Source organism: Klebsiella sp. 10, assembly GCF_018223925.1.
Classification (GTDB): Bacteria; Pseudomonadota; Gammaproteobacteria; order Enterobacterales; family Enterobacteriaceae; genus Klebsiella; species Klebsiella pneumoniae.
In genome coordinates this window covers 21564-39240 of record NZ_JAGRRB010000005.1, presented here as the reverse complement: position 1 = coordinate 39240, position 17677 = coordinate 21564, and the positions used below count along the sequence as shown (strand labels likewise).

The window sequence follows — 17677 nt, the reverse complement described above, 5'->3', positions numbered from 1 at the left end:
CACCCTGCCGGCGGCAGCGTACGCGCAGGCAGGATGAAGAGGAAGAGTTTAGCCTTCCTGAAGCATGCGCTCCAGCTGCTCCTGGGCCTCCAGCCAGGCCATCTCGCACTCCTCCAGCCCGGACTTCGCGCTGGCCTGCTGCTGCAGGCATTCGGTCAGCTCGGCTTTACGTGAGGCGTCATAAAGCTCACTGTCGCCAAGTTTTTCTTCCGCACTGGCCAACTGCGCGTTGAGCTTGTCCATCTCTTTTTCCAGACGGGCGATCTCTTTGCGCAGCGGTTGGGTCTGGCTGCGCAGCTCCGCTTCCCGACGCTTCTGGTCTTTGCGCGCCTGGGCGCTATTGCCGCTCTCTTTTGGCGCCTCGCCGCTCTGGGACTCCTGTTTTTGCGAGTCGCTGAGCCACTGCTGATAATCTTCCAGATCGCCGTCGAACGGCTCGACTTTACCATCGTGGACGAGGTACAGATCGTCAGTGGTGGAACGGATCAGGTGCCGATCGTGCGATACGACCACCAGCGCCCCTTCAAAGTCGATCAGCGCTTCGGTTAAGGCCTGACGCATATCGAGGTCAAGGTGGTTGGTCGGTTCATCGAGCAGCAGCAGGTTAGGGCGCTGCCAGACGATCAGGGCCAGTACCAGGCGCGCCTTTTCTCCACCGGAGAAGCGGCGGGTTTCTTCGCTCACCTTATCGCCCTGGAAACCAAAGCCGCCGAGATAATCACGCAGCTTCTGCTCCAGCTCCTGCGGCGCCAGACGCGCCAGGTGCTGCAGCGGCGACTCATCGGCGCGCAGGAATTCCAGCTGATGCTGGGCGAAGTAGCCGAGCTTGATGCCTTTCGCGAGGCCGATCTCGCCGCTTACGGGCTGGAGCTCGCCTGCCAGCAGCTTAATCAGCGTCGACTTCCCGGCGCCGTTGCGGCCCAGCAGGCCGATACGCGAGCCCGGCACCAGGTTAAGCTTGATGGAGTCGAGAATAATACGCTCGCCGTAGCCGGCGCTGACTTTCTCCATCTTCAGCAGCGGGTTAGGCAAGCTCTCCGGCTGGCGGAAGCTGAAGTGGAACGGGTTATCCACGTGCGCCGGAGCGATAAGCTCCATCCGCTCCAGCATTTTGATCCGGCTTTGCGCCTGCTTGGCCTTGGTGGCTTTGGCACGGAAGCGATCGATATAGCTTTGCAGGTGCGCGACGCGCTGCTGCTGGCTTTCGTACATCGCCTGCTGCTGAGCGAGGCGGGTGGCGCGCTGCACTTCAAACGAACTGTAGTTGCCGGTGTACTCAAACATTGTCTGCTGTTCGATATGGATAATTTTGTCGACGATAGGATCGAGAAAATCGCGATCGTGGGAGATGAGGATCAGCGTTCCCGTATAGCCCTTCAGCCACTTCTCCAGCCAAATCACCGCATCGAGATCGAGGTGGTTAGTCGGTTCATCGAGCAGCAGCAGATCGGAGCGGCAGATCAGCGCCTGGGCGAGGTTAAGGCGCATACGCCAGCCGCCGGAAAAATCGCTGACCGGCCGCTCAAGCTGTTCATTGCTGAAACCCAGACCGTGCAGCAGGCTGGCGGCGCGCGAACGGATCGTCCAGGCGTCGATGGCGTCCAGCTTACCGTGGACGGTGGCGATAGCATGACCGTCGTTGCGTTCGTTAGCCTGCTGGAGCGCGGCCTCCAGCTGGCGATACTCTCGATCGCCGTCAATGACATAATCGATTGCCGGCTGCGGTAGCGCCGGGGTTTCCTGATTCACCCAGGCCAGCTGCCAGTTGCCGGGAAAGGTCATACTGCCGCCGTCAGCGCTTATCTCGTTTTTCAAAAGCGATAGCAGCGTCGATTTCCCGCAGCCGTTTTTCCCCACCAGACCGACCTTTTGGCCAGGATTGATGGTAGCGGTGGCGTTGTCCAGCAGGACGCGTACGCCGCGACGAATTTGTAACGAGGAGAAAACAATCATAAGGCGCCGTATGTTCAGACTATGTTAATTTGTCATTATGATAATGTAGTGTGGAAGCGAATCGCTTCACCGGGCCGCCATGGTAGCCCAAAACGAAGACGATACACAAAGTCATTCTGGCTGTGTCAAAACGCCGGGGCTGTGCAGGCCGCCAGAAGACCTACGGGAGGGGAATGATGTCTCAGACAGCGAAAGTGTTGCTGCTGTATGCCCACCCAGAATCTCAGGATTCCGTGGCCAACCGGGTTTTATTAGAGCCGGCCTTACAGTTGCCGAACGTCACCGTGCACGATCTCTACGCGCACTATCCGGATTTTTTTATCGATATTGCTTACGAACAGGACCTGCTGCGCCAGCATGAGGTGATTGTTTTCCAGCACCCTTTATATACCTGGAGCTGTCCGGCGCTGCTTAAGGAGTGGCTGGATCGTGTGTTAAGCCGCGGCTTCGCCAGCGGCGCCGGAGGGAACGAACTGGCGGGAAAGTACTGGCGCAGCGTGATCACCACCGGCGAGCCTGAGAGCGCCTACCGTCGCGATGCTAATCGCTATCCGATGAACGATATTTTACGTCCTTTTGAACTGACCGCCGGCATGTGCCGTATGCACTGGATGAGCCCCATTATCGTCTACTGGGCCCGGAGGCAGCAGCCAGAGGAGCTGCGCAGCCGCGCCCTGGCCTACCGGGACTGGTTGGCCAACCCCATCGCCGCCGGAGGTGTCCATGGCGGGATCTGATTTGCTGCTGGCGGGGGTGTTGTTTTTGTTCGCGGCCGTCATCGCCGTCCCTCTGGCTTCAAGACTGGGGATTGGCGCGGTGCTGGGCTATCTGCTGGCCGGGATCGCCATTGGTCCGTGGGGGCTCGCGTTTATCAGCGATGTGGATGAAATTCTCCATTTCTCTGAGCTCGGCGTAGTGTTTCTGATGTTTATCATCGGCCTGGAGCTCAATCCCGCCAAGCTATGGCGACTGCGGAGCTCCATCTTCGGCGTTGGCGCGGCGCAGGTGATGCTCAGCGCGGCGATCCTCGGTGGGTTGCTGATGACGACCGGGTTTTCATGGCAGGCGGCGGTGGTCGGCGGGATCGGCCTGGCGATGTCTTCCACCGCCATGGCGCTGCAGCTGATGCGTGAGAAGGGAATGAGCCGCAGCGAAGCGGGACAGCTAGGCTTTTCGGTGCTGCTGTTTCAGGATCTGGCGGTGATCCCGGCGCTGGCGCTGGTGCCCCTGCTGGCCGGTTCAGCGGATGAGCATGTGAACTGGTTGACGGTCGGCATGAAGGTCCTGGCCTTTGCCGGGATGCTGATTGGCGGACGCTATCTGCTGCGGCCGGTGTTCCGTTTTATCGCCAGCTCGGGGGTCAGGGAGGTGTTCACTGCCGCCACGCTGCTGTTGGTCCTCGGATCTGCCCTGTTTATGGAGGCGCTGGGGCTGTCGATGGCGCTGGGCACCTTTATTGCCGGCGTGCTGCTGGCGGAAAGTGAGTATCGCCACGAACTGGAGATCGCTATCGATCCGTTCAAGGGGCTGCTGCTCGGGTTGTTCTTTATTTCCGTCGGCATGGCGCTGAACCTTGGCGTACTGTATACCCATCTGCTGTGGGTGGCGGTGAGCGTGGCGGTGCTGGTGGCGGTAAAAATGCTGGTGCTCTATCTGCTGGCCCGTCTCTATGGCCTGCGAAGTTCCGAGCGGATGCAGTTCGCGGGCGTATTAAGCCAGGGCGGCGAGTTCGCGTTTGTCCTCTTTTCGCTGCCCGCCTCTCAGCGGTTGTTTCAGCACGACCAGATGGCGCTGCTGCTGGTGGCGGTAACGTTGTCGATGATGACGACGCCGCTGCTGATGAAGGGGATAGATAAGCTATTGTCGCGACGGCTGAACCCGGCGGACGATACCGGTGAGGCGCCGTGGGTGGAGGATGACAAGCCGCAGGTGATTATTGTCGGGTTTGGTCGCTTTGGTCAGGTCATTGGTCGCCTGCTGATGGCCAATAAGATGCGTATTACGGTACTGGAGCGGGACATCAGCGCGGTAAATCTGATGCGCAACTATGGCTATAAAGTCTATTTTGGCGATGCCACCCAGCTGGAGCTGCTGCGCTCGGCGGGAGCGGAAGAGGCGCAGTCGATCGTCATCACCTGTAATGAGCCAGAAGATACCATGCGGCTGGTGGAAATGTGTCAACAACACTTTCCACATCTGCATATTCTGGCCCGCGCTCGCGGGCGCGTTGAGGCGCATGAGCTGCTGCAGGCCGGCGTGACGCAGTTTTCTCGCGAAACTTTCTCCAGTGCGTTGGAGCTGGGGCGCAAAGCGCTCATCACCCTCGGGATGCATCCTCACCAGGCCCAGCGCGCGCAGCTGCACTTCCGACGCCTCGATATGCGAATGCTGCGCGAGCTAATGCCAGTGCATACTGATACGGTACAGATATCACGCGTGCGGGAGGCCCGGCGCGAACTGGAAGAGATTTTCCAGCGCGAAATGCAGAAAGAGAGCCGGCAGCTGGACGGCTGGGACGAGTTTGAATAAAGGTAAATCTTATGGCAGTGCGTAAACGTTTTATTGCCGGGGCGAAATGTCCGGCGTGCCAGGCGCAGGATTCGCTGGCAATGTGGCGTGAGAATAATGTCGATGTTGTTGAGTGCGTTAAGTGCGGTCATCAGATGCGTGAGGCAGATAAAGAGGCCCGTGAGCATGTACGCAAAGAGGAGCAGGTGATTGGCATTTTTCATCCCGACTAGCGTTATCCGTCGGCTTTTTTTAAGCTAAAGGGTACACGGCAGCAGAATTCCGCTACAATCTGCGCCACTATTCTTCCCATCTCAGGAGATATCATGAAAGTAGCAAAAGACCTGGTGGTCAGCCTGGCCTATCAGGTACGTACAGAAGACGGTGTGTTGGTTGATGAGTCTCCGGTAAGCGCGCCGCTGGATTACCTGCACGGTCACGGCTCCCTGATTTCCGGCCTGGAAAACGCGCTGGATGGCCACGAAGTGGGCGACAAATTTGACGTTGCCGTCGGCGCTAACGACGCTTACGGTCAGTATGACGAAAACCTGGTGCAGCGTGTACCGAAAGACGTCTTCATGGGCGTTGATGAACTGCAGGTTGGCATGCGCTTCCTGGCGGAAACCGATCAGGGTCCGGTACCAGTAGAAATCACTGAAGTTGAAGACGACCACGTTGTGGTTGATGGCAACCACATGCTGGCTGGCCAGAACCTGAAGTTTAATGTGGAAGTCGTCGCCATCCGCGAAGCGACTGCGGAAGAGCTGGAGCACGGTCACGTGCACGGCGCGCATGGCCACGATCACGATCATGACCATGGTCATGACGGTTGCTGCGGCGGCCACGGCCACGATCATGGTCACGACCATGGTAAAGGCGGCTGCGGCGGCCACGGTGGCTGCGGCTGCCACTAATCTTTGCGCTTCGGCACGAAGACGACAAAAAAGCGGGGAAACCCGCTTTTTTTACGCCTCAATAGTGCGGCGGTGGCGTCTCTTCCGCCTGGGAGGCGATATGGGAGGGGAGGGTCGCCTTCAGCTTCTCGATCATCAGACGCATATGCTCCCGCATCTTCGCCATCTCGATCTCGTGGGCGGTCACGGTTTTGTTGAGGTCTTCGATGGTGATTTCCTGAAACGCCAGCCGGCTTTCCAGCTCCGCAAGGCGCGTTTCTAATGTGCTATCGTGCATGGGTAACCTCTTTAGTCTGATCCTGCGGGCGGATTCTACTTAAGTTTCCCCTGGCGCGCAGCATCGCTGCGCCGTACAGGAAACTTATTCATACAAAAATAGTCCTAAAAGAGGCGATATTCAGGAACGTCCGTATGTAGATTTTAACGGCAACGTTCTATAGTACGTTTTTTGCTTTTTACGATAACCCTGGGGCGAGAGGCCCCGGCCCTGGAGAAATGGATGAAATCACTGTTTAAAGTAACGCTGCTGGCGACCACAATGGCCGTAGCCCTGAATGCACCGCTGACCTTCGCTGCAGATACGGCAACGAAGGCAGCCCCGGCGGCTGAGAGTAAATCGGCATTTAAAAATGACGATCAGAAATCGGCCTATGCGCTGGGCGCGTCCCTGGGGCGTTACATGGAAAACTCCCTGAAAGAACAAGAGAAGCTGGGCATTAAGCTGGATAAAGCCCAGCTGATCGCCGGCGTACAGGACGCGTTTGCCGATAAGAGCAAACTGTCCGACCAGGAGATCGAACAGACTCTGCAGGCCTTTGAAACGCGCGTGAAGACCGCGGCTCAGCAGAAAATGGAAAAAGACGCCACTGAGAACGAAGCCAAAGGCAAAGCGTTCCGTGACAACTTTGCCAAAGAGAAGGGCGTGAAAACCTCAAAAACTGGCCTGCTGTATAAAGTCGAGAAAGAAGGCGCTGGCGATGCGCCGAAAGACAGCGATACCGTGGTGGTAAACTACAAAGGTACCCTGATCGACGGTAAAGAGTTTGATAACTCTTATACTCGCGGCGAGCCGCTCTCTTTCCGTCTCGACGGCGTGATCCCGGGCTGGACTGAAGGCCTGAAGAACATCAAGAAAGGCGGCAAAATCAAGCTGGTTATTCCGCCGGACCTGGCCTACGGTAAAACTGGCGTCCCGGGCATCCCGGCCAACTCTACGCTGGTCTTTGATGTAGAACTGCTGGATATCAAACCGGCGCCGAAGGCAGATGCACAGCCGGAAGCCGCAGGCGATGCGAAAGCCGCGGACGCGAAAGCTGACGCTAAGAAGTAATCAGGTTCAGGCCGCCGTCTCGTCAGAGGCGGCGGCTTTTTTATTGAGCGCAGATATAATTAAAACTGGAAAGATCCTCAGGCGCTGTATTACTTTAGATAGCTTAATAATGATGATGAGCCTGCCCTGACAATAACGACAGGCTCCTGAAAAGGAGTGCTTTTTTTCATGTCCAGGTCGCTTTTAACCAATGAAACCAGCGAGCTTGACCTGCTGGATCAACGTCCCTTTGACCAGACCGATTTCGATATTCTCAAATCTTATGAAGCGGTAGTGGACGGGTTGGCGATGCTCATCGGTTCGCACTGTGAAATCGTGCTGCATTCTTTGCAGGATCTGAAATGCTCTGCCATCCGTATCGCCAATGGTGAACATACCGGCCGCCAAATTGGTTCACCGATTACCGATCTTGCGCTGCGCATGCTGCACGATATGACGGGCGCCGATAGCAGCGTTTCCAAATGCTACTTTACCCGTGCTAAAAGCGGCGTACTGATGAAGTCGGTGACGATTGCCATTCGCAACCGCGATCACCGGGTGATTGGTCTGCTGTGTATCAACATGAATCTGGATGTGCCGTTTTCCCAGATCATGAGCACCTTTATTCCGCCAGAAACGCCTGAAGTGAACTCGCCGGTGAACTTTGCTTCTTCGGTAGACGATCTGGTCGCCCAGACGCTGGAGTTCACCATTGAAGAGGTGAATGCCGATCGCAGCGTGTCTAACAATGCGAAAAACCGTCAAATCGTGCTGAATCTCTACGAGAAAGGGATCTTCGATATTAAAGACGCTATTAACCAGGTAGCCGATCGTCTGAACATCTCCAAGCACACCGTCTACCTCTATATTCGCCAGTTCAAAAGCGGCGATTTCCAGGGGCTGGATAAGTAATGCGTTTTGCCCTCACGGTGACCGGCCCAGCCTATGGCACGCAGCAGGCGAGCAGCGCCTGGCAATTTGCCCAGGCCGTGCTGCAGGAAGGCCATGAGCTGGCGTGCGTTTTTTTCTATCGCGAAGGCGTGCTTAACGCTAACCAGTTGACGGCGCCCGCCAGCGATGAGTTCGATCTGGTGCGCGGGTGGCAATCCCTCCACGATGAGCACGGCGTCGCGCTGCATATCTGCGTGGCGGCCGCCCTGCGTCGTGGCGTAACGGACGAACGCGAAGCGCAACAGCTCGCTCTGCCTGGCCACAATTTGCAGCCGGGTTTTACCTTGAGCGGGCTCGGCGCGCTAGCGGAAGCGGCGCTTACTTGCGATCGGATGGTGCAGTTCTGATGAAACGTGTGGCTTTTGTATTTTCCTCTGCGCCGCACGGCAGCGCCGCTGGCAGGGAAGGCCTCGATGCCTTATTAGCAACCTCCGCGCTCACCGACGATATTGGCGTGTTTTTTGTGGGCGACGGCGTGTTTCAGCTGTTACCCGAACAGCGGCCTGGCGCTGTGCTGGCCCGCGACTACATCGCTACCTTTAAATTGCTGTCGCTATATGATATCGACCAGTGCTGGCTGTGCGCCGACTCAGCGCGAGAGCGCGGCCTGGATCCCACGACCCCGTGGGTGGTGGATGTCGAATGCCTGGCGCCGGATGCCCTGCGCGCCCGTCTGCATGAATTTGATGTGATTTTGCGTTTCTGAGGCCCCCATGCTCCATACGCTCAGTGTTTCCCCCTGGCATGCCGACATCGCAGCGATGCTTCGTTTGATGGAGCACGGCGACGATCTGGTACTACTGTCTGACGGCGTCACCGCGGCCATCGCCGATGGTCGCTTCCTTGAGATCCTGCAATCCGCCCCCATAACCTTATACGTGCTGCAAGACGACGTTGACGCCCGCGGGCTGGCTGGTCAAATTGCGGACAGTGTCGGCAGGGTTAGCTATACTGATTTCGTCAGACTCACAGTCAAACATGCCGGTCAGTTGGCCTGGTGATGGCGGGATCGTTGTATATTTCTTGACACCTTTTCGGCACCGCCCTAAAATTCTGCGTCCTCATAATATATGAGGCGATTTATTACGTGTTTACGAAGCAAAAGCTAAAACCAGGAGCTATTTAATGGCAACAATTAACCAGCTGGTACGCAAACCACGCGCGCGCAAAGTTGCAAAGAGCAACGTGCCAGCGCTGGAAGCCTGCCCGCAGAAACGTGGCGTATGTACTCGCGTATATACCACCACTCCTAAGAAACCGAACTCCGCACTGCGTAAAGTTTGCCGTGTGCGTCTGACTAACGGTTTCGAAGTCACCTCCTACATCGGTGGTGAAGGTCACAACCTGCAGGAGCACTCCGTGATCCTGATCCGTGGCGGTCGTGTTAAAGACCTTCCGGGTGTTCGTTACCACACCGTTCGTGGTGCGCTTGACTGCTCCGGCGTTAAAGACCGTAAGCAGGCTCGCTCCAAGTACGGCGTGAAGCGTCCTAAGGCTTAATGGTTCTCCGTTAAGTAAGGCCAAACTGATTTATCTTAATGTCATACTAAACTCTTAGAGTTTTGGACAATCCTGAATTAACAACGGAGTATTTCCATGCCACGTCGTCGCGTCATTGGTCAGCGTAAAATTCTGCCGGATCCGAAGTTCGGATCAGAACTGCTGGCTAAATTTGTCAATATCCTGATGGTAGATGGTAAAAAATCTACTGCAGAAACTATCGTATACAGCGCGCTGGAGACCCTGGCTCAGCGTTCTGGTAAATCTGAACTGGAAGCCTTCGAAGTTGCGCTCGAAAACGTGCGCCCGACTGTCGAAGTTAAGTCCCGCCGCGTAGGTGGTTCTACTTATCAGGTTCCAGTTGAAGTTCGTCCGGTCCGTCGTAATGCCCTGGCAATGCGTTGGATCGTTGAAGCTGCTCGTAAACGCGGTGATAAATCCATGGCTCTGCGCCTGGCGAACGAACTCACTGATGCTGCAGACAACAAAGGTACTGCAGTTAAGAAACGTGAAGACGTTCACCGTATGGCCGAAGCCAACAAGGCGTTCGCTCACTACCGTTGGTAATCCCTTCGGAGTCATAGTCACCAGGCGGGCGCTTCAGATGAGTCGCCCGCTCTGGATAACTTAACTGAACGCCTAAAGAAATAAACGAGGAATCAAATGGCTCGTACAACACCCATCGCACGCTACCGTAACATCGGTATCAGTGCGCACATCGACGCCGGTAAAACCACTACTACCGAACGTATTCTGTTCTACACCGGTGTAAACCACAAAATCGGTGAAGTTCATGACGGCGCCGCTACCATGGACTGGATGGAGCAGGAGCAGGAACGTGGTATCACCATCACTTCCGCTGCGACTACTGCATTCTGGTCTGGTATGGCCAAACAGTATGAACCGCACCGCGTAAACATCATCGACACCCCGGGGCACGTTGACTTCACTATCGAAGTAGAACGTTCCATGCGTGTTCTTGATGGTGCGGTAATGGTTTACTGCGCAGTTGGTGGTGTTCAGCCGCAGTCTGAAACCGTATGGCGTCAGGCAAACAAATATAAAGTTCCGCGCATCGCGTTCGTTAACAAAATGGACCGCATGGGCGCTAACTTCCTGAAAGTTGTTGGTCAGATCAAAACCCGTCTGGGCGCGAACCCGGTTCCGCTGCAGCTGGCAATTGGTGCTGAAGAAGGTTTCACCGGCGTTGTTGACCTGGTGAAAATGAAAGCCATCAACTGGAACGATGCAGACCAGGGCGTAACCTTCGAATACGAAGATATCCCGGCTGACATGCAGGACCTGGCTGATGAATGGCACCAGAACCTGATCGAATCCGCAGCTGAAGCTTCTGAAGAGCTGATGGAAAAATACCTGGGTGGTGAAGAACTGACTGAAGAAGAGATCAAAAAAGCTCTGCGTCAGCGCGTTCTGAACAACGAAATCATCCTGGTAACCTGTGGTTCTGCGTTCAAGAACAAAGGCGTTCAGGCGATGCTGGATGCGGTAATTGATTACCTGCCATCCCCGGTTGACGTACCTGCGATCAACGGTATCCTGGACGACGGTAAAGATACCCCGGCTGAGCGTCACGCAAGCGACGACGAGCCGTTCTCTGCACTGGCGTTCAAAATCGCTACCGACCCGTTCGTGGGTAACCTGACCTTCTTCCGCGTGTACTCCGGTGTGGTTAACTCTGGTGATACCGTACTGAACTCCGTGAAAGCTGCACGTGAGCGTTTCGGTCGTATCGTTCAGATGCACGCTAACAAACGTGAAGAGATCAAAGAAGTTCGCGCGGGCGACATCGCTGCTGCTATCGGTCTGAAAGACGTAACCACTGGTGACACCCTGTGTGACCCGGATGCGCCGATCATTCTGGAGCGTATGGAATTCCCTGAGCCGGTAATCTCCATCGCCGTTGAGCCGAAAACCAAAGCTGACCAGGAAAAAATGGGTCTGGCTCTGGGTCGTCTGGCTAAAGAAGACCCGTCTTTCCGCGTATGGACTGACGAAGAGTCTAACCAGACCATTATCGCCGGTATGGGTGAGCTGCACCTCGACATCATCGTTGACCGTATGAAGCGTGAATTCAACGTTGAAGCGAACGTCGGTAAACCTCAGGTTGCTTACCGTGAAGCGATTCGCGCGAAAGTTACCGATATCGAAGGTAAACACGCCAAGCAGTCTGGTGGTCGTGGTCAGTACGGTCACGTTGTGATCGACATGTACCCGCTGGAGCCGGGCTCTAACCCGAAAGGTTACGAGTTCATCAACGACATCAAAGGTGGTGTAATTCCTGGCGAATACATCCCGGCCGTTGATAAAGGCATCCAGGAACAGCTGAAAGCTGGTCCGCTGGCAGGTTACCCGGTAGTTGATATGGGTATCCGTCTGCACTTCGGTTCTTACCACGACGTTGACTCCTCTGAGCTGGCGTTTAAACTGGCTGCGTCTATTGCCTTTAAAGAAGGCTTTAAGAAAGCAAAACCAGTTCTGCTTGAGCCGATCATGAAGGTTGAAGTAGAAACTCCGGAAGAGAACACTGGTGACGTTATCGGTGACTTGAGCCGTCGTCGCGGTATGCTGCGCGGTCAGGAATCCGAAGTAACCGGCGTTAAGATCCACGCTGAAGTACCGCTGTCCGAAATGTTCGGTTATGCAACTCAGCTGCGTTCTCTGACCAAAGGTCGTGCATCATACACCATGGAATTCCTGAAGTATGATGATGCGCCGAACAACGTTGCTCAGGCCGTTATTGAAGCCCGTGGTAAATAATCCACAGGATTAAAACCTAAGTCCCGTGCTCTCTCCGAAGGGGAGAGCACTATAGTAAGGAATATAGCCGTGTCTAAAGAAAAATTTGAACGTACAAAACCGCACGTCAACGTTGGTACTATCGGCCACGTTGACCATGGTAAAACTACCCTGACTGCTGCCATCACTACCGTTCTGGCTAAAACCTACGGTGGTTCCGCTCGCGCATTCGACCAGATCGATAACGCGCCGGAAGAAAAAGCTCGTGGTATCACCATCAACACCTCTCACGTTGAATATGACACCCCGACTCGCCACTACGCGCACGTAGACTGCCCGGGCCACGCCGACTATGTTAAAAACATGATCACCGGTGCTGCGCAGATGGACGGCGCGATCCTGGTTGTTGCTGCGACTGACGGCCCGATGCCGCAGACTCGTGAGCACATCCTGCTGGGTCGTCAGGTAGGCGTTCCGTACATCATCGTGTTCCTGAACAAATGCGACATGGTTGATGACGAAGAGCTGCTGGAACTGGTTGAGATGGAAGTTCGTGAACTGCTGTCTCAGTACGATTTCCCGGGCGACGACACTCCGATCGTTCGTGGTTCTGCTCTGAAAGCGCTGGAAGGCGACGCAGAGTGGGAAGCGAAAATCATCGAACTGGCTGGCCACCTGGATACCTATATCCCGGAACCAGAGCGTGCGATTGACAAGCCGTTCCTGCTGCCGATCGAAGACGTATTCTCCATCTCTGGTCGTGGTACCGTTGTTACCGGTCGTGTAGAGCGCGGTATCATCAAAGTAGGTGAAGAAGTTGAAATCGTTGGTATCAAAGAAACCGCGAAAACCACCTGTACTGGCGTTGAAATGTTCCGCAAACTGCTGGACGAAGGCCGTGCTGGTGAGAACGTAGGTGTTCTGCTGCGTGGTATCAAACGTGAAGAAATCGAACGTGGTCAGGTACTGGCTAAGCCGGGCACCATCAACCCGCACACCAAGTTCGAATCTGAAGTGTACATCCTGTCCAAAGACGAAGGCGGCCGTCACACTCCGTTCTTCAAAGGCTACCGTCCGCAGTTCTACTTCCGTACTACTGACGTGACTGGCACCATCGAACTGCCGGAAGGCGTAGAGATGGTAATGCCGGGCGACAACATCAAAATGGTTGTTACCCTGATCCACCCGATCGCGATGGACGACGGTCTGCGTTTCGCAATCCGTGAAGGCGGCCGTACCGTTGGCGCGGGCGTTGTAGCTAAAGTTCTGGGCTAATTCGTTAGCTTTGAATTAAAAAGGGCGCTTCGGCGCCCTTTTTGCTGTCTGTCATTCAGCGAAAAACGGATTTTTGCTGGCTATTCATATCGTGCGTTGCGGCGGATAATGAGCAAATGGTCTATTGTAATCATAACCATTCTCATTTAATATTTGTGCATAAATTGAACGGGAGTTTCTATGTACGTTTGTTTGTGCAATGGCGTCAGCGATAAAAAAATTCGTCAGGTTGTGCGCCAGTTTCAACCGCAATCTTTTCAGCAATTACGTAAGTTTGTTCCCGTGGGAAATCAATGCGGTAAGTGTGTTCGTGCCGCGCGTGAAGTGATGGAAGATGAATTAACCACCATGCCGGAATTCAAAGAAATCGCCTGAAGTCCACGCTTCTCTTTTGACATCCCTATAGGCCGGACTACGCTTCAATGAGTGGAAGCGGAGGGACTATATAATGAAAGGTGATGTCAAAATCATAAGTTATCTCAATAAATTATTGGGAAATGAGCTAGTCGCAATTAATCAGTACTTTCTTCATGCGAGAATGTTTAAAAATTGGGGCCTGATGCGCCTCAACGATATTGAGTACCACGAATCCATCGACGAAATGAAGCACGCCGATAAGTATATCGAGCGTATTCTTTTTCTCGAAGGTATCCCTAATCTGCAGGATCTCGGCAAACTTGGCATCGGTGAAGATGTGGAAGAGATGCTGCGGTCCGATTTGAGGCTGGAGCTGGAAGGGGCGCAAAATTTGCGTGAGGCTATTGCCTATGCCGACAGCGTCCATGACTACGTCAGCCGCGATATGATGATTGAGATCCTGGCGGATGAAGAAGGCCATATCGACTGGCTGGAAACCGAACTCGATTTGATTGGCAAAATCGGTCTGCAAAATTACCTGCAGTCGCAGATCAAAGTGTCAGACTAGCCAGCGTCTGCCACCCGCACCAAAAACCCGCGGCCGCCAGGAATGGCCCAAACGGCAGCGGGTTGCTTCTTCCCCATTTGCTCTTCCTGCCGCAACTGGCGTATAAACCTGCTCCTGCCCACGCTATGCCGGCGAGTAGCGAGGCAACCAGGACTAACTGCGGCAGCAATCGCCAGCCATGCCAGGCGCCGAGGGCGGCAAGATATTTTATATCTCCATAACCCAACCCTTCATAGCCGCGGATACCGCGGTATAGCCAGTAAATCGCAGCCAAAGAGAGATAGCCCGCTATCGCCCCCCAGACGGCATCATGCAGCTGGTGCGGCGCCAGACAGAGATAAAAAAGTAAACCACTCCACAGCAGGGGACAGGTGTAACGGTCGGGCAACAGACCGTGGCGCAGATCCTGGTGGCATAATGCCACGGTCAAACCGCTATAGCACAGCAAGAAGGGGAGGGCGGCGAGCATAGTTGACCCCGCAATGATCGATGAACATTGCGTCACTATGCTCATCCTCTCCCGTTCAGCACAAAAGGCATTTTCCGGGAATGGAGCCCACAATCCGCACTCTTACTCCGCATTGCAGCCCCGTACAGTGCGCTAATGCGAAGGCGCGCAAATCCTGGTGATGATTTTCTAAACAGCACTTGCGTCGCGCCAGAATTTGCGTATAATGCGCGGGCCTGTCAAAGTTGACGGCCGGTTCAATATGAACCCTGGTAATCGCATTTGGGTTATCAAACAATGTCCCCAATCGGGGGACTATGTAAGAACGGTTACACTCTCCCATCAATCGTAATGGGTATGAGGAGTAATCATTTCGTCTATAAAATAATTGGAGCTCTGGTCTCATGCAGAACCAAAGAATCCGTATCCGCCTGAAAGCGTTTGATCATCGTCTGATCGATCAATCAACCGCGGAAATCGTCGAGACTGCTAAGCGCACTGGTGCGCAAGTCCGTGGTCCGATCCCGCTGCCGACCCGCAAAGAGCGCTTTACCGTTCTGATCTCCCCGCACGTCAACAAAGACGCGCGTGACCAGTACGAAATTCGCACTCACAAGCGTCTGGTTGACATCGTTGAGCCAACTGAAAAAACCGTTGATGCTCTGATGCGTCTGGATCTGGCTGCCGGTGTAGACGTGCAGATCAGCCTGGGTTAATCAGGTCATCGAGCGATTGAGAGGTTGAAACAATGATTGGTTTAGTCGGTAAAAAAGTGGGCATGACCCGCATCTTCACTGAAGATGGCGTTTCTATCCCAGTAACCGTAATCGAAGTTGAAGCAAACCGTGTTACTCAGGTTAAAGACCTGGCTAACGATGGCTACCGCGCAATCCAGGTTACCACCGGTGCTAAAAAAGCTAACCGTGTAACCAAGCCGGAAGCGGGTCACTTCGCTAAAGCTGGCGTTGAAGCTGGCCGTGGTCTGTGGGAATTCCGTCTGGCTGACGGCGAAGAATTCACCGTAGGTCAGAACATTAGCGTTGAACTGTTTGCTGACGTTAAAAAAGTTGACGTAACCGGTACCTCTAAAGGTAAAGGTTTTGCTGGTACCGTTAAGCGCTGGAACTTCCGTACCCAGGACGCTACTCACGGTAACTCCTTGTCCCACCGCGTTCCGGGTTCTATCGGTCAGAACCAGACTCCGGGCAAAGTGTTCAAAGGCAAGAAAATGGCAGGTCAGCTGGGTAATGAGCGTGTAACCGTTCAGAGCCTGGACGTAGTACGTGTTGACGCTGAGCGCAACCTGCTGCTGGTTAAAGGTGCTGTCCCGGGTGCGACCGGTAGCGACCTGATCGTTAAACCAGCTGTGAAGGCGTGAGGAGATAGCAATGGAATTAGTATTGAAAGACGCGCAGAGCGCGCTGACTGTTTCCGAAACTACCTTCGGTCGTGATTTCAACGAAGCGCTGGTTCACCAGGTTGTTGTTGCTTATGCAGCCGGTGCGCGTCAGGGCACTCGTGCTCAGAAGACTCGTGCTGAAATCACTGGCTCCGGTAAAAAACCGTGGCGCCAGAAAGGTACCGGCCGTGCGCGTTCTGGTTCTATCAAGAGCCCGATCTGGCGTTCCGGTGGCGTGACCTTCGCTGCTCGTCCGCAGGACCACAGTCAAAAAGTTAACAAGAAGATGTACCGCGGCGCGCTGAAAAGCATTCTGTCCGAACTGGTACGTCAGGATCGTCTGATCGTTGTCGAGAAGTTCTCTGTTGAAGCGCCGAAAACTAAGCTGCTGGCACAGAAACTGAAAGACATGGCTCTGGAAGATGTGCTGATCATCACCGGTGAGCTGGACGAGAACCTGTTCCTGGCCGCACGTAACCTGCATAAGGTTGACGTACGTGATGCGAACGGTATCGACCCGGTTAGCCTGATCGCCTTCGACAAAGTCGTAATGACTGCTGATGCTGTTAAGCAAGTTGAGGAGATGCTGGCATGATTCGTGAAGAACGTCTGCTGAAGGTGCTGCGCGCACCGCACGTTTCTGAAAAAGCGTCTACTGCGATGGAAAAAACAAACACCATCGTTCTCAAAGTTGCTAAAGACGCGACCAAAGCAGAAATCAAAGCTGCTGTGCAGAAACTGTTTGAAGTCGAAGTCGAAGTCGTTAACACCCTGGTTGTTAAAGGGAAAGTTAAACGTCACGGACAGCGTATCGGTCGTCGTAGCGACTGGAAAAAAGCTTACGTCACCCTGAAAGAAGGCCAGAATCTGGACTTCGTTGGCGGCGCTGAGTAAGTCGGAGGAGTAATACAATGGCAGTTGTTAAATGTAAACCGACATCTCCGGGTCGTCGCCACGTCGTTAAAGTGGTTAACCCAGAGCTGCACAAGGGCAAACCTTTTGCTCCGTTGCTGGAAAAAAACAGCAAATCCGGTGGTCGTAACAACAATGGCCGTATCACCACCCGTCATATCGGTGGTGGCCACAAGCAGGCTTACCGTATTGTTGACTTCAAACGCAACAAAGATGGTATCCCGGCAGTTGTTGAACGTCTTGAGTACGATCCGAACCGCTCCGCGAACATCGCGCTGGTTCTGTACAAAGACGGCGAGCGCCGTTACATCCTGGCCCCGAAAGGCCTGAAAGCTGGCGACCAGATTCAGTCTGGCGTTGATGCTGCAATCAAAGCAGGCAACACCCTGCCGATGCGCAATATCCCGGTTGGTTCTACCGTTCATAACGTAGAAATGAAACCAGGTAAAGGCGGTCAGCTGGCTCGTTCCGCTGGTACTTACGTTCAGATCGTTGCTCGTGACGGTGCTTATGTCACCCTGCGTCTGCGTTCTGGTGAAATGCGTAAAGTCGAAGCAGACTGCCGCGCGACTCTGGGCGAAGTTGGCAATGCTGAGCATATGCTGCGCGTTCTGGGTAAAGCAGGTGCTGCACGCTGGCGTGGTGTTCGTCCTACCGTTCGCGGTACTGCGATGAACCCAGTAGACCACCCACATGGTGGTGGTGAAGGTCGTAACTTTGGTAAGCACCCGGTATCCCCGTGGGGCCTGCAGACCAAAGGTAAGAAGACCCGCAGCAACAAGCGTACTGATAAATTCATCGTACGTCGCCGTAGCAAATAATTTTA

The 17677-nt window shown here is 54.5% G+C and carries 23 protein-coding genes; 20 read left to right on the top strand and 3 right to left on the bottom strand.

The genetic code is table 11. The features are described 5' to 3' along the window. Positions 1-48: 48 nt before the first annotated feature. The gene (locus tag KHQ26_RS06135) at positions 49-1953 is read right to left on the bottom strand and encodes an ABC transporter ATP-binding protein (RefSeq protein ID WP_004185926.1); all 1905 of its coding nucleotides are present in this window, start codon (positions 1951-1953) and stop codon (positions 49-51) included. A gap of 173 nt (positions 1954-2126) precedes the next feature. Here KHQ26_RS06135 and kefG point away from each other — a divergent pair, with 173 nt between their 5' ends. The 4 genes from kefG (at position 2127) to slyD (ending at position 5375) form a co-directional block, all read left to right on the top strand. Continuing rightward, positions 2127-2690 carry a glutathione-regulated potassium-efflux system ancillary protein KefG gene (gene kefG / locus KHQ26_RS06130; protein WP_004151401.1) on the top strand — a complete coding sequence of 188 codons (564 nt, stop codon included), beginning with the start codon at positions 2127-2129 and terminating at the stop codon, positions 2688-2690. Next, on the top strand, positions 2677-4482 hold the full coding sequence (gene kefB / locus KHQ26_RS06125) for a glutathione-regulated potassium-efflux system protein KefB (protein ID WP_020804870.1): 1806 nt from the start codon (positions 2677-2679) through the stop codon (positions 4480-4482). Before kefG ends, kefB begins: the two co-directional genes overlap by 14 nt. An 11-nt stretch (positions 4483-4493) precedes the next feature. Further along, positions 4494-4694 (top strand): YheV family putative zinc ribbon protein, encoded by a 201-nt coding sequence (locus KHQ26_RS06120; protein WP_002920143.1) that lies wholly within the window; start codon positions 4494-4496, stop codon positions 4692-4694. Between the two features lie 93 nt (positions 4695-4787). Next, positions 4788-5375 (top strand): peptidylprolyl isomerase, encoded by a 588-nt coding sequence (gene slyD / locus KHQ26_RS06115; protein WP_002920140.1) that lies wholly within the window; start codon positions 4788-4790, stop codon positions 5373-5375. A gap of 58 nt (positions 5376-5433) precedes the next feature. Here slyD and KHQ26_RS06110 read toward each other — a convergent pair whose 3' ends face one another. Continuing rightward, the gene (locus tag KHQ26_RS06110; RefSeq protein WP_020804863.1) at positions 5434-5652 is read right to left on the bottom strand and encodes a protein SlyX; all 219 of its coding nucleotides are present in this window, start codon (positions 5650-5652) and stop codon (positions 5434-5436) included. 222 nt (positions 5653-5874) lie between these two features. On the opposite strand from KHQ26_RS06110, the gene fkpA reads away from it, so the two are divergent. The 11 genes from fkpA (at position 5875) to bfr (ending at position 14092) form a co-directional block, all read left to right on the top strand. After that, positions 5875-6705, top strand: a complete 831-nt coding sequence (fkpA, locus tag KHQ26_RS06105; protein ID WP_004174060.1) for an FKBP-type peptidyl-prolyl cis-trans isomerase — start codon at positions 5875-5877, stop codon at positions 6703-6705. Positions 6706-6873: 168 nt separating this feature from the next. Beyond that, a complete protein-coding gene (locus KHQ26_RS06100) occupies positions 6874-7596 on the top strand; it encodes a helix-turn-helix transcriptional regulator (RefSeq protein ID WP_002920130.1) in 723 nt (240 codons plus the stop codon). Beyond that, entirely contained in the window at positions 7596-7982 is a 387-nt protein-coding gene (gene tusD, locus KHQ26_RS06095; RefSeq protein WP_002920128.1) for a sulfurtransferase complex subunit TusD, read from the top strand. The genes KHQ26_RS06100 and tusD overlap by 1 nt, the downstream gene beginning before the upstream one ends. Continuing rightward, entirely contained in the window at positions 7982-8341 is a 360-nt protein-coding gene (gene tusC / locus KHQ26_RS06090; RefSeq protein WP_004185917.1) for a sulfurtransferase complex subunit TusC, read from the top strand. The genes tusD and tusC overlap by 1 nt, the downstream gene beginning before the upstream one ends. Before the next feature lie 7 nt (positions 8342-8348). Then, the gene (gene tusB, locus KHQ26_RS06085) at positions 8349-8636 is read left to right on the top strand and encodes a sulfurtransferase complex subunit TusB (RefSeq protein WP_002920119.1); all 288 of its coding nucleotides are present in this window, start codon (positions 8349-8351) and stop codon (positions 8634-8636) included. A gap of 124 nt (positions 8637-8760) precedes the next feature. Continuing rightward, a complete protein-coding gene (gene rpsL, locus KHQ26_RS06080; RefSeq protein ID WP_002920115.1) occupies positions 8761-9135 on the top strand; it encodes a 30S ribosomal protein S12 in 375 nt (124 codons plus the stop codon). Positions 9136-9231: 96 nt separating this feature from the next. After that, positions 9232-9702, top strand: a complete 471-nt coding sequence (gene rpsG, locus KHQ26_RS06075) for a 30S ribosomal protein S7 (protein WP_002920113.1) — start codon at positions 9232-9234, stop codon at positions 9700-9702. 96 nt (positions 9703-9798) lie between these two features. Next, positions 9799-11913: an elongation factor G gene (gene fusA / locus KHQ26_RS06070; protein WP_002920103.1), complete on the top strand. Its 2115-nt coding sequence runs from the start codon at positions 9799-9801 to the stop codon at positions 11911-11913. A 69-nt stretch (positions 11914-11982) separates the two neighbouring features. Further along, positions 11983-13167: an elongation factor Tu gene (tuf, locus tag KHQ26_RS06065; RefSeq protein ID WP_004174069.1), complete on the top strand. Its 1185-nt coding sequence runs from the start codon at positions 11983-11985 to the stop codon at positions 13165-13167. Between the two features lie 180 nt (positions 13168-13347). Beyond that, positions 13348-13542: a bacterioferritin-associated ferredoxin gene (gene bfd, locus KHQ26_RS06060; protein ID WP_004152415.1), complete on the top strand. Its 195-nt coding sequence runs from the start codon at positions 13348-13350 to the stop codon at positions 13540-13542. A 73-nt stretch (positions 13543-13615) separates the two neighbouring features. Further along, positions 13616-14092 (top strand): bacterioferritin, encoded by a 477-nt coding sequence (gene bfr / locus KHQ26_RS06055; protein ID WP_002919971.1) that lies wholly within the window; start codon positions 13616-13618, stop codon positions 14090-14092. Here the strand turns inward: bfr and KHQ26_RS06050 are convergent. Then, positions 14076-14561, bottom strand: coding sequence for a prepilin peptidase (locus tag KHQ26_RS06050; RefSeq protein WP_004212528.1), 486 nt, complete (start codon positions 14559-14561; stop codon positions 14076-14078). The genes bfr and KHQ26_RS06050 overlap by 17 nt on opposite strands. 383 nt (positions 14562-14944) lie before the next feature. On the opposite strand from KHQ26_RS06050, the gene rpsJ reads away from it, so the two are divergent. From rpsJ to rplB, 5 genes are read left to right on the top strand one after another with little or no spacing between them, the layout of a single operon-like run. Further along, positions 14945-15256 (top strand): 30S ribosomal protein S10, encoded by a 312-nt coding sequence (gene rpsJ, locus KHQ26_RS06045; protein ID WP_001181005.1) that lies wholly within the window; start codon positions 14945-14947, stop codon positions 15254-15256. A 32-nt stretch (positions 15257-15288) separates the two neighbouring features. Next, a complete protein-coding gene (gene rplC / locus KHQ26_RS06040; RefSeq protein WP_002919796.1) occupies positions 15289-15918 on the top strand; it encodes a 50S ribosomal protein L3 in 630 nt (209 codons plus the stop codon). A gap of 10 nt (positions 15919-15928) precedes the next feature. After that, positions 15929-16534 (top strand): 50S ribosomal protein L4, encoded by a 606-nt coding sequence (gene rplD, locus KHQ26_RS06035; RefSeq protein ID WP_002919794.1) that lies wholly within the window; start codon positions 15929-15931, stop codon positions 16532-16534. Continuing rightward, on the top strand, positions 16531-16833 hold the full coding sequence (rplW, locus tag KHQ26_RS06030) for a 50S ribosomal protein L23 (protein WP_000617546.1): 303 nt from the start codon (positions 16531-16533) through the stop codon (positions 16831-16833). Before rplD ends, rplW begins: the two co-directional genes overlap by 4 nt. Positions 16834-16850: 17 nt before the next feature. Then, the gene (gene rplB, locus KHQ26_RS06025) at positions 16851-17672 is read left to right on the top strand and encodes a 50S ribosomal protein L2 (protein ID WP_002919786.1); all 822 of its coding nucleotides are present in this window, start codon (positions 16851-16853) and stop codon (positions 17670-17672) included. The last annotated feature ends 5 nt before the right edge of the window (positions 17673-17677 follow it).

Coding starts and splice junctions, on each gene's coding strand:
- rpsJ (WP_001181005.1), top strand. CDS start 14,945: ATGCAGAACCAAAGAATCCGTATCCGCCTGAAAGCGTTTGATCATCGT.
- kefG (WP_004151401.1), top strand. CDS start 2,127: ATGATGTCTCAGACAGCGAAAGTGTTGCTGCTGTATGCCCACCCAGAA.
- rplD (WP_002919794.1), top strand. CDS start 15,929: ATGGAATTAGTATTGAAAGACGCGCAGAGCGCGCTGACTGTTTCCGAA.
- kefB (WP_020804870.1), top strand. CDS start 2,677: ATGGCGGGATCTGATTTGCTGCTGGCGGGGGTGTTGTTTTTGTTCGCG.
- tusB (WP_002920119.1), top strand. CDS start 8,349: ATGCTCCATACGCTCAGTGTTTCCCCCTGGCATGCCGACATCGCAGCG.
- KHQ26_RS06120 (WP_002920143.1), top strand. CDS start 4,494: ATGGCAGTGCGTAAACGTTTTATTGCCGGGGCGAAATGTCCGGCGTGC.
- KHQ26_RS06050 (WP_004212528.1), bottom strand. CDS start 14,561: ATGCTCGCCGCCCTCCCCTTCTTGCTGTGCTATAGCGGTTTGACCGTG.
- fusA (WP_002920103.1), top strand. CDS start 9,799: ATGGCTCGTACAACACCCATCGCACGCTACCGTAACATCGGTATCAGT.
- bfd (WP_004152415.1), top strand. CDS start 13,348: ATGTACGTTTGTTTGTGCAATGGCGTCAGCGATAAAAAAATTCGTCAG.
- bfr (WP_002919971.1), top strand. CDS start 13,616: ATGAAAGGTGATGTCAAAATCATAAGTTATCTCAATAAATTATTGGGA.
- KHQ26_RS06135 (WP_004185926.1), bottom strand. CDS start 1,953: ATGATTGTTTTCTCCTCGTTACAAATTCGTCGCGGCGTACGCGTCCTG.
- KHQ26_RS06100 (WP_002920130.1), top strand. CDS start 6,874: ATGTCCAGGTCGCTTTTAACCAATGAAACCAGCGAGCTTGACCTGCTG.
- rplC (WP_002919796.1), top strand. CDS start 15,289: ATGATTGGTTTAGTCGGTAAAAAAGTGGGCATGACCCGCATCTTCACT.
- rplW (WP_000617546.1), top strand. CDS start 16,531: ATGATTCGTGAAGAACGTCTGCTGAAGGTGCTGCGCGCACCGCACGTT.
- slyD (WP_002920140.1), top strand. CDS start 4,788: ATGAAAGTAGCAAAAGACCTGGTGGTCAGCCTGGCCTATCAGGTACGT.
- rpsL (WP_002920115.1), top strand. CDS start 8,761: ATGGCAACAATTAACCAGCTGGTACGCAAACCACGCGCGCGCAAAGTT.
- rplB (WP_002919786.1), top strand. CDS start 16,851: ATGGCAGTTGTTAAATGTAAACCGACATCTCCGGGTCGTCGCCACGTC.
- KHQ26_RS06110 (WP_020804863.1), bottom strand. CDS start 5,652: ATGCACGATAGCACATTAGAAACGCGCCTTGCGGAGCTGGAAAGCCGG.
- tusC (WP_004185917.1), top strand. CDS start 7,982: ATGAAACGTGTGGCTTTTGTATTTTCCTCTGCGCCGCACGGCAGCGCC.
- tusD (WP_002920128.1), top strand. CDS start 7,596: ATGCGTTTTGCCCTCACGGTGACCGGCCCAGCCTATGGCACGCAGCAG.
- rpsG (WP_002920113.1), top strand. CDS start 9,232: ATGCCACGTCGTCGCGTCATTGGTCAGCGTAAAATTCTGCCGGATCCG.
- fkpA (WP_004174060.1), top strand. CDS start 5,875: ATGAAATCACTGTTTAAAGTAACGCTGCTGGCGACCACAATGGCCGTA.